The 12,424-nt window shown below is 69.1% G+C and carries 12 protein-coding genes and 1 tRNA gene; 5 read left to right on the top strand and 8 right to left on the bottom strand.

Features of this window, described 5'->3' with window-relative positions; genetic code table 11:
• The first annotated feature begins 10 nt into the window (after positions 1 to 10).
• From secA to IPL89_08040, 3 genes are read left to right on the top strand one after another with little or no spacing between them, the layout of a single operon-like run.
• Positions 11 to 2,848: a preprotein translocase subunit SecA gene (gene secA, locus IPL89_08030; protein MBK9063128.1), complete on the top strand. Its 2,838-nt coding sequence runs from the start codon at positions 11 to 13 to the stop codon at positions 2,846 to 2,848.
• A 37-nt stretch (positions 2,849 to 2,885) separates the two neighbouring features.
• Entirely contained in the window at positions 2,886 to 4,358 is a 1,473-nt protein-coding gene (gene guaB / locus IPL89_08035; GenBank protein ID MBK9063129.1) for an IMP dehydrogenase, read from the top strand.
• Positions 4,355 to 5,113 (top strand): methyltransferase domain-containing protein, encoded by a 759-nt coding sequence (locus tag IPL89_08040; protein ID MBK9063130.1) that lies wholly within the window; start codon positions 4,355 to 4,357, stop codon positions 5,111 to 5,113. Before guaB ends, IPL89_08040 begins: the two co-directional genes overlap by 4 nt.
• A gap of 12 nt (positions 5,114 to 5,125) precedes the next feature.
• Here IPL89_08040 and IPL89_08045 read toward each other — a convergent pair whose 3' ends face one another.
• The 5 genes from IPL89_08045 to IPL89_08065 all read right to left on the bottom strand — a co-directional run bounded on the left by IPL89_08045 (position 5,126) and on the right by IPL89_08065 (position 9,224).
• The gene (locus tag IPL89_08045; GenBank protein MBK9063131.1) at positions 5,126 to 5,785 is read right to left on the bottom strand and encodes a hypothetical protein; all 660 of its coding nucleotides are present in this window, start codon (positions 5,783 to 5,785) and stop codon (positions 5,126 to 5,128) included.
• Complete coding sequence (locus tag IPL89_08050; GenBank protein MBK9063132.1) at positions 5,782 to 7,155, bottom strand: replication-associated recombination protein A; 1,374 nt, start codon at positions 7,153 to 7,155, stop codon at positions 5,782 to 5,784. Before IPL89_08050 ends, IPL89_08045 begins: the two co-directional genes overlap by 4 nt.
• Positions 7,155 to 7,877 carry a tetratricopeptide repeat protein gene (locus IPL89_08055; protein MBK9063133.1) on the bottom strand — a complete coding sequence of 241 codons (723 nt, stop codon included), beginning with the start codon at positions 7,875 to 7,877 and terminating at the stop codon, positions 7,155 to 7,157. Before IPL89_08055 ends, IPL89_08050 begins: the two co-directional genes overlap by 1 nt.
• On the bottom strand, positions 7,874 to 8,629 hold the full coding sequence (locus IPL89_08060; protein ID MBK9063134.1) for a hypothetical protein: 756 nt from the start codon (positions 8,627 to 8,629) through the stop codon (positions 7,874 to 7,876). The genes IPL89_08055 and IPL89_08060 overlap by 4 nt, the downstream gene beginning before the upstream one ends.
• 70 nt (positions 8,630 to 8,699) lie before the next feature.
• Positions 8,700 to 9,224, bottom strand: coding sequence for a CarD family transcriptional regulator (locus IPL89_08065; protein MBK9063135.1), 525 nt, complete (start codon positions 9,222 to 9,224; stop codon positions 8,700 to 8,702).
• 178 nt (positions 9,225 to 9,402) lie between these two features.
• On the opposite strand from IPL89_08065, the gene IPL89_08070 reads away from it, so the two are divergent.
• Positions 9,403 to 9,969, top strand: a complete 567-nt coding sequence (locus IPL89_08070; protein MBK9063136.1) for a dTDP-4-dehydrorhamnose 3,5-epimerase family protein — start codon at positions 9,403 to 9,405, stop codon at positions 9,967 to 9,969.
• Between the two features lie 146 nt (positions 9,970 to 10,115).
• On the opposite strand, the gene IPL89_08075 is transcribed toward IPL89_08070, so the two are convergent.
• Positions 10,116 to 11,102, bottom strand: coding sequence for a glycosyltransferase (locus IPL89_08075; GenBank protein ID MBK9063137.1), 987 nt, complete (start codon positions 11,100 to 11,102; stop codon positions 10,116 to 10,118).
• Positions 11,103 to 11,304: 202 nt separating this feature from the next.
• On the opposite strand from IPL89_08075, the gene IPL89_08080 reads away from it, so the two are divergent.
• Complete coding sequence (locus tag IPL89_08080; GenBank protein MBK9063138.1) at positions 11,305 to 11,712, top strand: hypothetical protein; 408 nt, start codon at positions 11,305 to 11,307, stop codon at positions 11,710 to 11,712.
• 129 nt (positions 11,713 to 11,841) lie between these two features.
• Here IPL89_08080 and IPL89_08085 read toward each other — a convergent pair.
• Positions 11,842 to 11,928: transfer RNA gene (locus tag IPL89_08085), tRNA-Leu, on the bottom strand.
• Between the two features lie 31 nt (positions 11,929 to 11,959).
• Positions 11,960 to 12,424, bottom strand: a complete 465-nt coding sequence (locus IPL89_08090) for a VanZ family protein (protein ID MBK9063139.1) — start codon at positions 12,422 to 12,424, stop codon at positions 11,960 to 11,962.

Genomic DNA, 12,424 nt, shown 5'->3' on the forward strand with positions numbered 1-12,424 from the left:
CCCACCTTTCATGATCATCGACAAGGCCCTCTCTAAAGTTTTCGGCACGAAGCACGAGCGCGACGTGAAGGCCATGCGGCCCCGCGTGGCGGAGATCAACGCGCTCGAGGCCGGAATCAAGCCGCTCTCGGACGACGAGTTGCGCGCGCGCGTCGCCGCGATCCGCACCCGCGTCCAGGACGCGCTGAAGACGCTTCCCGAGAAGATCGAGGAGCGCCGCACCCTCGCGCGCGAGACGCTGAACAAGGAGCTCGTCGAGACGTTCGCCCTCGTCCGCGAGGCGGCCTGGCGCGCCATCGGCCAGCGCCACTACGACGTCCAGCTCATGGGCGGAATGGTCCTCCACGAGGGCAAGATCTCCGAGATGCGGACGGGCGAGGGCAAGACGCTCGTCGCGACGCTCGCGGTGTCGCTGAACGCCCTCTCGGGACGCGGCGTCCACGTCGTCACGGTCAACGACTACCTCGCCAAGCGCGACGCCGAGTGGATGGGCCAGATCTACAAGTTCCTCGGCTTTACGGTCGGCTGCATCCAGCACGACATGCCGGACGAGGACCGCCGCGACGCCTACCGCTGCGACATCACCTACGGCACGAACAACGAGTTCGGCTTCGACTACCTGCGCGACAACATGAAGTTCGAGCTCGCGCAGATGGTCCAGCGCGGGCACGTCTTCGCCGTCGTCGACGAGGTCGACTCGATCCTCATCGACGAGGCCCGGACGCCGCTCATCATCTCGGGCCCGTCCGAGGGCGAGACGGACATCTACTACAAGGTCGACCGGATCGTCCCGAAGCTCGTCCGCGGCGAAGAGGTCAAGGACAAGTACGGGAACAAGACGACGACCGGGGACTTCCTCCTCGACGAGAAGGCGCACACCTCCTCGCTCACGGAGGAAGGCGTCACGAAGTGCGAGCGCCTCCTCGGCGTCGAGAACCTGTACGACCCCGTCAACATCGACCTCCTGCACGCCTGCCAGCAGGCCCTGCGCTCGCACACGCTCTACAAGCGGGACGTGGCCTACGTCGTCAAGGACGGGCAGGTCATCATCGTCGACGAGTTCACGGGCCGCCTCATGCCCGGGCGCCGCTGGTCGGACGGCCTCCACCAGGCCGTCGAGGCGAAGGAGGGCGTCAAGATCGAGCGCGAGAACCAGACGCTCGCCACGATCACCCTCCAGAACTACTTCCGCATGTACGACAAGCTGTCGGGCATGACGGGCACCGCCGACACCGAGGCCGCCGAATTCGACAAGATCTACAAGCTCGACGTCGTCGTGATCCCGACGAACCGCGACATGGTCCGCATCGACGAGCACGATCTCGTCTACCGCACCGAGCGCGAGAAGTTCGACGCCGTGGTCGAGGAGATCGCCGAGAAGAGCGAGAAGGGCCAGCCCGTCCTCGTGGGCACGATCTCGATCGAGAAGTCCGAGCACCTCTCCACCATGCTCAAGAAGCGGAAGGTCCCGCACGTGGTCCTGAACGCGAAGTACCACGAGCAGGAAGCGACGATCGTCGCGCAGGCGGGCCAGGTCGGCGCCGTCACGATCGCGACGAACATGGCGGGACGCGGCACGGACATCCTCCTCGGAGGCAATCCCGAGTACCTCGCTCGCCAGAAGGCCAAGGACGACGAGGAGCTGTACAAGAAGCTCCTCGTCGAGCTCCAGAAGGAGACGGCCGAGGCCCACGAGCAGGTCGTCGAGCTGGGCGGGCTCCACATCATCGGCACGGAACGCCACGAGTCGCGCCGCATCGACAACCAGCTCCGCGGCCGCGCCGGACGCCAGGGCGACCCCGGCTCCTCGCGCTTCTACCTCTCGCTCGAGGACGACCTCATGCGCATCTTCGGGTCCGACCGCCTGTCGGGCCTCATGAAGCGACTCGGCATGGAGGAAGGGGTTCCGATCGAGCACCGGTGGGTCACGAAGTCGATCGTGCGCGCGCAGGGGCAGGTCGAAGGCCGCAACTTCGACACCCGCAAGCACCTCCTCGAGTACGACGACGTCATGAACAAGCAGCGCGAGGAGATCTACCGGCTCCGCAAGGAGATCCTGACCGGCAAGCTCTCGCGCGACTACGTGATCGCCCTCGCCGAGGACGTCTCGGAGGATTACGTCGACCGCCACTGCCCCGCCGCCAAGGACGTCTCGGAGTGGAACTGGGACGCGTTCGAGTCGCTCGTCTTCGAGACGTACGGCTTCAAGCCTTCCGCGAAGGGCATGTCGACGAGCGAGACGAACGCGGAGCTCAAGGACAGCCTCCGGGCGGCCGTGCGCGAGACGTACGAGGCCAAGGAGAGGTCCGTCGGCCCCGAGGTCCTCCGCGACTTCGAGAAGTTCTTCATGCTCCAGACGGTCGACACGCTCTGGAAAGACCACCTCCTCGGCCTCGACCACCTCAAGGAAGGCATCGGGCTGCGCGGCTACGGCCAGCGCGACCCGCTCGTCGAGTACAAGAAGGAGTCGTTCTCGCTCTTCGAGGCGATGAAGGAAGGGATCGAGGAGCAGATCCTCCAGTACCTGTTCCGTTTCGAGGTCCAGCAGGCCCCGGCGGAGCGCGCCTCACACCAGGAGGTCGCGGTCGAAGTCTCGGCCGGTGAACCCGCCTCGGACGGCTCGGCGTCTTCGCGCCGCGCGGCCGCCGAGCTCGAGAAGAAAGCCCGCCACAGGGAGCAGGACCTCAACTACCAGGGCGCCTACGACCCGACCTCGGGCGGCGACTTCGCGGTCTCGACCGTGAAGGGCGCGGGTCCGAAGGTCGGCCGCAACGACCCCTGCCCGTGCGGCTCCGGGAAGAAGTACAAGAAGTGCCACGGGGCGTCCGGAGCGGCTTCGGCCGGCTGAACGCGTCCCCGTCTTCCCCCGTGTGGTATGAATCCACATGGTGAATGACCGGGACATCCCTCTCGCCCTGACCTTCGACGACGTCCTCCTCCTCCCCGCCCACTCCCGCGTCCACCCCGCCGACACCGACCTCAGGACCCGCCTGACGGACGGGATCCTGCTGAACATCCCCGTGTTGTCGGCCGCAATGGACACCGTCACGGAGTCCCGCCTCGCGATCGCGATGGCGCAGAACGGCGGCCTCGGCGTCATTCACAAGAACTTCACGATCGAGGCGCAGGCCGCCGAGGTCGACAAGGTGAAACGCTCCGAGAGCGGGATGATCGTCGACCCCGTCACCTGCCGCCCGACGCAGAAGATCTCGGAAGCGCTCGAGGTCATGGCGAACTTCCGGATCTCCGGCGTTCCCGTCGTGGACGAGCGCGGCAAGCTGGTCGGCATCCTGACGAACCGGGACCTCCGCTTCGAAACGCGCATGGACCTCCCCATTTCCGAGCGGATGACGAAGGAGAACCTCGTCACGTGCCCGCCCGGGACGACGCTCGAGCAGGCCAAGGAGCTCCTCCACCGCCACCGGATCGAAAAGCTCCTCGTCGTCGACCGCGGCGGCAACCTCAAGGGCCTCATCACCGTCAAGGACATCCAGAAGCAGATCAAGTACCCGAACGCCTGCAAGGACTCGCTCGGCCGCCTGCGCGTCGCCGCGGCCGTCGGGGCTTCGGCCGACCTCAAGGACCGGGCCCGCGAGCTCATCGCGGCGAAGGTCGACCTTCTCGTCCTCGACTCGTCGCACGGCCACAGCGAGGGCGTCCTCAAGGGCCTCGCCGCGCTCAAGAAGGCCTTCCCGTCGACGCCGGTCCTCGCGGGCAACGTGGCGACGGCCGAGGGCACACGCGACCTCGTCAAGCGCGGCGCCGACGCCGTGAAGATCGGGATCGGGCCCGGCTCGATCTGCACGACGCGCGTCGTCACGGGCGCCGGCGTCCCGCAGATCCACGCGATCCTCGAGGCCGTCAAGGGCATCGGGAAGTCGCGCGTGACGCTCGTCGCGGACGGCGGGATCAAGTTCTCCGGCGACGTCACGAAGGCGCTCGCCGCCGGGGCGCACTCCGTGATGATCGGGAGCCTCTTCGCGGGGACGGACGAGGCGCCCGGCGAGACGATCCTCTACCAGGGGCGCACGTTCAAGGCGTACCGGGGCATGGGCTCGCTCGGCGCGATGAAGCAGGGCTCGGCGGACCGCTACTTCCAGGACGAGGAAGAGCCGCGCAAGATGGTCCCGGAGGGGATCGAGGGCATGGTCCCGTACAAGGGCCCCGTCTCGACGCTCCTCGGCCAGCTCACGGGCGGCGTGCGGTCGGGCATGGGCCTGTCGGGGGCGGCCACGCTGCCGGACCTCGTCAAGAAGGCGAAGTTCGTGCGGATCACGGCGGCCGGGCTCAAGGAGAGCCACGCGCACGACGTGATCATCACGAAGGAAGCGCCGAACTACCGCCGGGAAGAGATCTGAGCGGACCGGTCTTCAACGACCACTTCTCGGGGCACGCCGGCGACTACGCGCGCTACCGGCCCGTCTACCCGCCGGAGCTCTTCGACGCCGTCGCCGCGCTCGTGGCGAGGCACACGCTCTGCTGGGACGCCGGCACCGGCAGCGGCCAGGCGGCGTGCGGGCTCGCGGACCATTTCGCCGAGGTCGTCGCGACGGACGCGAGCGCCGAGCAGATCGCTCACGCGGCGCCGTGCCCCGGCGTGACCTATCGCGTCGCGCCGGCCGAGGAACCCGGGCTCGACGACGCGAGCGTCGATCTCGTGACCGTGGGACAAGCGGTTCACTGGTTCGATCAGAAGAGATTCTTCGAAAGTGTGAGAAGGGTCGGGGCTCCGGGCGGCGCCGTCGCGGTATGGGCCTACGATCTCTTTCAGGTTCCCGAATCGACGCGGCTGGAAGCGGTCTTTCACGCCTTCCACGCAACCGTGGAGGCGTACTGGCCCCCCGAACGCGCACTCGTCGCCCGGCACTACGCCGATCTTCTCTTCCCTTTCAAAGAAATCCCCGTTCCGGCGGTGACCATGACGGCCGACTGGAGCCTGGAGAGGGTCCTCGGATACCTTTCGACGTGGTCCGCGGTAAAGCGCTGCGCGAGAGAGACGGGCCGCGACCCGATCGCCGAGTTCGAATCGGCATTCGCCGCGGCCTGGGGCGATCCCGTGGAGCCGAAGACGATCTCGTGGCCGCTCATCCTGCGCGCCGGCCGGATCGCCTGACGGAGCGGCAATTCACGGCGCAGAGCGGGAGGCTCTCCACGAGACCGGAGGCCTCGTACCCGAGCGGTACTCGCCCGCAAGGGTCCCGTCGGGGAGGAGCTCGCCGTCGTAACGGTAGACGTGGACTCCGTCGAAGACGGTCAGGAGCATCCGCTCGCCGTCGAACCAGCCATGGAGCGCGCCGTAGTCGCCCGTGACGGAGAGGAGAGTCCCCGTCAGGACCGCGCCCTTCTGTGCGAACACACCCGTGAGCTTCTCGACCTTGCCGGGCGCTCCGCCGACCTCGACGGCCCACGAGCCGGCGAGGGATTTCCCGTCCTTCGGGGCGGGCGGCAGAGGCGGCGCCGCGCGCGACGCCGTGAACGGAACCTCGGCGACGCCCGAGATGACCGTGCGGCGGTACGTCCCCTCCAGCGCGTCGCCGGCGCGCGTCGCCGTGATCGTCATGTCGTAGCTCGCGATCGCGAGCACCAGCGTCGTTCCGTCCCACGCCACGGACGACAGCGGCGACTCGACGCCGGCGTTCACGAGGGCGCCGGAGAGCTTCCCGCCCTTCCCCGCCGCGATGCGGACGTCGAAATGGACGGGGTATTCGGACGTCGGCACGAGCGCGGCGTGCCAGAGGCCCGCAGGCGCCGCCGCCAGGAGCAGCGCGAGAAGAGGAGCGCTCATTTCTTCCGCAGCTTCTCGCGCAGCGCGCGGAGCGCGTCGGCGCGCTCCTTGAGCGCTTTCTCGCGCCCTTCGCCGTCCGGCCGGTAGTAGTTCCGGCCCTGGAGCGCGTCCGGCAGGCAGGAGAGGCCCGCCGTTTTCTCCGGCAGGTCGTGCGCGTAGCGGTAGCCCTTGCCGTAGCCCGCGTCCTTCATGAGCTTCGTCGGCGCGTTGCGGATCGCGAGGGGCGGCGGCAGGTTCGGCTGCTCGCGGATGTCGTCCGCGGCCTCGCCGTACGCGACGTAGAGCGCGTTCGACTTGGGCGCGAGCGCGAGGTAGACCGCGATCTCCGAGAGCGCGAGCGCGCCCTCGGGCATCCCGATGAAATGTACGGCGTCCTTCACCGCAACCGCGAGGACGAGCGCCTGCGGGTCCGCGAGGCCGACGTCCTCCGACGCGAACCGCACGAGGCGGCGCGCGACGTAGAGAGGGTCCTCCCCCGCCTCGAGCATCCGCGCGAGCCAGTAGAGCGACGCGTCGACGTCCGAGTCGCGGAGCGACTTGTGGAGCGCCGAGATGATGTTGAAGTGCTCTTCCCCGGACTTGTCGTAGAGAAGGACCTTCCGCTTGAAGAGGTCCTCGAGGACGGGGACCGAGAGGACGGGAAGAGGAGAGGAGGAAAAAGAAATTGCTTCTGAAAGGAGTTGGGCGGCGGCGGCCTCCAAGGCAGTGAGCGCCCTTCGGGCATCGCCATCGGCAAAGCGTCCTAACCATTCGAAGGAATCTTCATCCACCGTCACCAGCGAGTTGAGGCCCCTCGTGGGGTCCGCCAGCGCCCTCTTCATCAGCAGAACGAGGTCTTTCTCTTCGATCGCCGGCAGGATGACGACGCGCAGCCGCGAGAGGAGCGCCCCGTTGAGTTCGAACGACGGGTTCTCGGTCGTGGCGCCGACGAGGACGATGTCGCCCGCCTCGACGAACGGCAGGAACGCGTCCTGCTGCGCGCGGTTGAAGCGGTGGATCTCGTCCACGAAGAGGAGCGTGCGCCGGCCGCGCCGCCGCGCCCGCGCGGCCTCCTCCATGACCGTCTTGATCTCCTTGATGCCGGAGGTGACGGCCGAAAACGCGAGGAAGCGCGCTTTCGTCTTCGCGGCGATGATCCGCGCGAGCGTCGTCTTGCCGCTCCCCGGCGGGCCCCAGAAAACGAGGGACGGCACGCGGTCGGCCGCGATCGCGCGCGCGAGGAAAGACGACTCGCCGACGAGGTCCGGCGGTCCTGCGACCTCGGAAAGCTCGCGCGGCCGCATGCGGTCCGCGAGCGGTGCGTCGGAGGGGGGCTCGGCTCCAGGCGACGGAAGCTCGTCGTCGAACAGGTCGCCCGGAGACTCGGCCATTACCCCTTCTGGTCCAGCGAAGCGAGGAGCCCGTCGACCGACTTGACCTCGGGGTGCTCCTTCTTGATCCGGTTCAGGATCTCTTTCGCCTTAGCCTTGTCGCCACGGTCGACACCGTAGACGATCGCCTGGTTGAACGCGGCGGGCCAGTGCGCCGGATCTTTCGCGAGGGCCTTGCCGAAGTATTCCAGCGCTTTCGTGCCGTTTCCGGTGTTCCGGTACGCGACGCCGAGGTCCGTCATGACGTTCGGGTCGCCGCCCTGGATCTTGAGCGCAGCCTCGTAAGCGTCCACGGCCTTCTGCCAGCTCTCGAGGTCGTACGCCGTGTTGCCGAGCTGGACGAGGAGGGCGTAGTTGCGCGGCTCCTTCGCCGCGGCGGACTCGAGGTCCGCGAGCTTGCGCTGGGCGACGGGGTCGGCCGCGAGCGAGGGCTGCCCGCCGCCGCTGCCGGGAAGGTCGCGCGTCGCGCCGGGGCCGACGCCGGGGACGCCCGCGTGCGGGTCGGCGGCCGCCGTCGTGTTGAGGGCGGGCGGGATCCGGTCGATGTAGAGATACGCCAGGGTGAACCCGGCCAGGAGGCCGATCGCGGAGAAGAGCAGCCGGTCGGCCCACGGCCCGAGGGCGCGGGGCTGAGCCGCCGCCGGAGCGGGCGCCGCCGCGCGCTTGCCCTTCTCGCGGGCGGGCGCGGGCGGCGGAAGGTGGTCGTCGTGTTCGGTCGTCATCGGGGTTCTCCTTCGTCCTCGCGTGCCGGCTGGGCGCTCCAGGTGCCGCCCGAGGGACCCGGCGCGGGAGCGATGACCGTTCCCTCCCAGGTTCCGCCGATGCGGCGCGCCGCGCCGACCGTCACGCGGCCATAGAACTTCGCGTCGAATCCGCGCTCGGCGTCGATCCGGTCGAGCGTGAGCTTGTCGGCCACGAACGTGCCCCGGACGGAGCCGCGGAAGCTGCCGTCGAGCACGTAGTCGCCCGAGACGATGGTCCCGTCGAGGGCGAGCCGCAGGGTTCCGCGGCGGTTGCCGGGGTTGATCGTGACGTCCCACCGCCCCGTCACCGGATCGGACGGCGCGCGCACGCCCTCGCGCCGCTTCGCGATCTCCTCGCGCAGGAACGCGGCCCGGCGGCCGTGGGACCCGAGGGAGTCGGCGATCACCCGGCGGCGTTCCTGCTGGACGAGCGCCCGCACGCGGGCATCCTCGATCGCGTCCGCCGCGGCCTCGAGCACCGCGCGGTCCGGGTTGCCGTCGCGCAGAAGGCGGGAGAGGCGCCCGACGGCGGTCGTGACGTCCGATTCGGCCCGGACGAGGCGCTCCGTCGCGCGCTCGAACTCCTCGGCGTCCTCAGCCGCGCCCTTCCTCTCCGCCTCGAGGGAGAGGAGAAGGAAGTCGAGGAGGACGTCGCCCGTGCGCGACGGGGGCGCGGGAGCCGCGGACGCGAGCATCGCGAACGACATCGCGGCAACCAGGGCTCGGCGCAATCCCCTCCCGACCATCCTGCCGACTATACGGAATTCCGACCCCCCGCATCGCGAATGCAGGGGAATCCGGTCAGTGGTCTCGTCCGGTCCCGCCGATGCGGCGCTTGACCATGGCCCGATCCAGGGCCTTTTCGACCTCGGTCGCGACCTCGCCTTCGGGCAGGCCGTTGATCTGGGCGATCTCCGAGACGATCAGGTAGCGCGCGCGCTCGTACATCTTCTTCTCGCGGAACGAGAGCGCCTTCTGCTTCTGGACCCAGCTGAGGTTCTTGAGCACGTCGGCGATGTCCGTGAGCGCTCCCGAGCGCATCTTGTCGAGGTTCTGCTTGTAACGGCCCTTCCAGTCGCCCGTCGGCGGCAGGATGCCGTTCTCGAGGACCCGGAAGACCCCGCCGACGTCCTTGCGGCGCGTGAGCGGGCGCAGGCCGATCCGGTCGGAGTTCCCGACGGGAACCATGACGCGCGAGTTGTTGCCCAGCAGGCGGAGCTGGTAGCAAGGCGCGGGCGAACCTTCCATGAGCGATTCCTGGATGGTCTCCACCACGCCGACACCGTGGTTCGGGTAGACGAGCTTATCGCCGATCTTGAACGCCACGGTGAACTCCTCCTTGGAAAGGGGAAAGAGAGACTACTCTCCCCCCCACCAGCAGGTCAACGAGTATGACAGGCATTCGCACTTCTGGCGTGTGTTGAACGATTTAGGAGCGCCACCGCGCCTGCGTCGCGCTCGCAGGGGCGCGTCGACGCGCCAAACCGCGCGATAGACTCCCTCCATGCCAGATCAACCGGTCGTTCCGTCGCCCGTGGCCGAGGTCCGCGTCGCTCTCGCCGGCACTCCGGATGCCAGCCGCACGGTCGAGCCCGACGAGGTGATGGCCCGAAACATCGCCGGAGTCCGGGTCGAGCGGCTGGCCGGCTATCACGACAACCGCGGCTCGCTCGTCCCCTTCATGGACTTCTCGAAGCCGTTCTGGAGCGAGCCGATCGTCCACGCGTACGAGTTCACGCTCCGCCCCGGACGCATCAAGGGCTGGGGCATGCACCGCCGCCAGGCTGACCGCTACTTCGTCCAGACGGGAGACCTGCGCATCGTCCTGTACGACGGGCGGGAGGGGTCCGCGACGCAGGGGAACTTCTGCCAGTTCTGGTTCGCCGGGAACGGCTGGCTGCTCCTCTACATCCCGCAGGGCGTGTGGCACGCGACCCAGAACTGGGGCACGACGCTCGGCCGCATCGTGAATTTCGGCACCGCACGATTCGACACTGCCGACCCGGACAAGGCCCGGATCGACCCCCACTCGTCCGTCATTCCGTTCGACTGGGCGCTGCGCGACGGCTGAAAACGGACGCGAGGGCGCGAAGAGGCCTCAGAACAGGCAGGAGACGCAGGTAGAGGCGCCACCAGAGGAGTCCTTCGGATCGCGCCCCGCGCCGCCGCGCGTCCTCGGCCGAAGGGCGGCCACGGCCGCTTCGGCCCGTCGGCCCTCTAGCGTCTCCCGGCACGCGTCACGCGCGGCCAGGACGCGGCCCACTCCCTTGACCGCGGGTCCTGCCGAGGGGCGCCGCTCCTCGCCGCCACTCCCTCTTCCTCCTTCAGGAGATCTCCTCCCGCGCCTAGGCAAGGCCACGCTCGCGGCGGGCCGTTCCTCCGCGCCCGCCGCGCCCGGTCGATGGACTCCGGCGATCCCCTTCCCAGGGCTCGTACCTCGAGAGCGTCTCCTTCCATTTCTCGACGAAACGCCGAACGGTTCCGGCCCGAGACCCACTCCCGGAAGTCGCGGCGCGAGCTCGCGCCGCGGCGATGGCGGTTTCGCGCCAGGGCGCGAAAAGGACGGACCATCCGGCCGCCGCAGGGACATCGCGAAGTCCGCGTCGACGAAATACGCAGGAAAATAACGCGGGTCGAGTCCCCCCGCCCCGTCCCACGCGGCCGCCCGGACGAGGAGCGCGTTCGAGGCGCAGAAGTCCGCGGGACGCGCGCCCCCGAACGCCTCCCGGCGGGAGGAGGCCCGGCCCACGGAGGGCGCGCGCCGCCCGGAACAGGGACGACGCCCGCGGACTGGGGCGTGCCGTCCGGGAACAGGACGAGGCCGCCGAACGCCCCGGCCTCGGGATGGGCCTCGGCCGCCGCGACGAGCGCCTCGAGCCAGCCCGCGTCGATCTCGGAGTCGTCGTGCAGGAGCGCAAGGAACTCGCCGCGCGCACGCCGCCGTCCGCGGTTCGCGGCGCGCGCGAGCCCGAGCCGGACGGACGACGACACGACGAGCGCCCCCGGCGCGGACCTCTCGATGCGCGCGGCCGCGCCCTCCGGCGCGCCGTCGAGGACGACGATCGTCTCCGTCGGAATCGAGGCGGGCAGGTGCCGCTCGAGCGAGCGCAGGCACGCGACGAGAAGCTCCGGCTTCGCGGCCGACGGGATCACGATCGACACGCGCGGCGCGTCGGAACGCGGGATGCGGATGACGTCTGGCACGGGCGGCCACGATGAGGGGGGGGGGCGGGGGGGGGGGGGAGGGGGGGGGGGGGGGGGGGGAGGGGGGGGGGGGGGGGGTGGGGGCGGGGGGGGGGGGGGGGCCCCGGGGGGGGGGGGGGGGGGCGGGGGGGGGGCGGCGCGGCGGTCGGGGGCGGGGCGGGCCTTCCGCCGCTGCGCTTGATATCGTTGGGCGCCATACACCATGGGGAAAGTGTCGTTCGAACGCGTCGTCTTTGGTCCGCTCGATCGCCTCGCGGACGCGCTTCATCCGTATCGCTGGCACTTTGTCCTCGTCGCGCTGTCCGCTACCGCCGCCTTCCTCGCGCTCGCGTATGCGGCGGAGGAGTACGGGCCCGAGCAATCGTCGCGCGTCCTGAAGTACGCGGCTCCGATCCTGGCGCACCTCGTGGCCTGGGGATGGGGAGCTCGCTTCCTCGTCGCGTGGTATGGGACGCGCCCGCGCGGGCCACGATTCCTGCGTCGCATCCCGCCGGAGCTTCTCGATCCCTTCGCTCCCGTCAAGCGCGTCTGGCACCTCTTCGTTCTCCTGACCTTCCTGCTTGTCCCGGTCCTCGTCTGGTTCGCGTGGTACGTGGTTTATGTGCGCTAGTCACCGCGCTGCGCCGCGCCGGACAGGTTCGAAACCTATCCCTTATGAAATAAGGCAGAATGCTCTCCTGTCCTTATTTTATTCGGAATCAGTGACTTAGGGGCACCGCCTCATATCGGAATCTTCAGGTGGTGCCGGAGGAGGGATTCGAACCCTCACGGCCTTGTGGGCCGGGGGATTTTGAGTCCCCTGCGTCTGCCATTCCGCCACTCCGGCAGGCCTTCGCAAACCCGATTCTACGGTCCCGTCACTCCCACTCGAAGCGCACGTTGCGATTGAGGTGCGCGAAGGCGCTCCCCGCGATCGTGCCGAGCACGTTCCAGAACACGTCGTTGATGTCCGCGGCGCGCGTCGGGAGGAAGAGCTGGACGCTCTCGATGCCGAGCGAGAAAAGGACGCCCACGAGGATGACGTCCACGTGGTTGCGCGCCGGCGTGCGGCCCGGTCCGTCGAGGAACTTCCAGAGCAGGAACGCCCAGAGCGCGAACATCGCGAGGTTTCCGACGATTCCGACGACGGCGTAGACGAACGCGTTCGAGAAGGCCCCGCCGTGGCCGGCGCGCACGAGGATGCGCGCGATGTCCTCGAACGGCGCGAGGTTCGTCCTCACGCCGCTCCCGCCCTTCAGGAGCAGCGTGACCGCGAGGAGCACGGCGGAATAGACGACGAGGAAGAGCCCTTCGGTCTTCTTTCCGATCCTCACGACGCGCAC

The sequence above is a fragment of the Acidobacteriota bacterium genome, assembly GCA_016716715.1.
Taxonomy (GTDB): domain Bacteria; phylum Acidobacteriota; class Thermoanaerobaculia; order UBA5066; family UBA5066; genus Fen-183.

Excerpts from the sequence above, each read along its gene's own strand:
- secA (MBK9063128.1), top strand. The coding sequence starts at position 11 with ATGATCATCGACAAGGCCCTCTCTAAAGTTTTCGGCACGAAGCACGAG.
- guaB (MBK9063129.1), top strand. The coding sequence starts at position 2,886 with ATGGTGAATGACCGGGACATCCCTCTCGCCCTGACCTTCGACGACGTC.
- IPL89_08045 (MBK9063131.1), bottom strand. The coding sequence starts at position 5,785 with ATGAGCGCTCCTCTTCTCGCGCTGCTCCTGGCGGCGGCGCCTGCGGGC.
- IPL89_08050 (MBK9063132.1), bottom strand. The coding sequence starts at position 7,155 with ATGGCCGAGTCTCCGGGCGACCTGTTCGACGACGAGCTTCCGTCGCCT.
- IPL89_08055 (MBK9063133.1), bottom strand. The coding sequence starts at position 7,877 with ATGACGACCGAACACGACGACCACCTTCCGCCGCCCGCGCCCGCCCGC.
- IPL89_08070 (MBK9063136.1), top strand. The coding sequence starts at position 9,403 with ATGCCAGATCAACCGGTCGTTCCGTCGCCCGTGGCCGAGGTCCGCGTC.
- IPL89_08080 (MBK9063138.1), top strand. The coding sequence starts at position 11,305 with ATGGGGAAAGTGTCGTTCGAACGCGTCGTCTTTGGTCCGCTCGATCGC.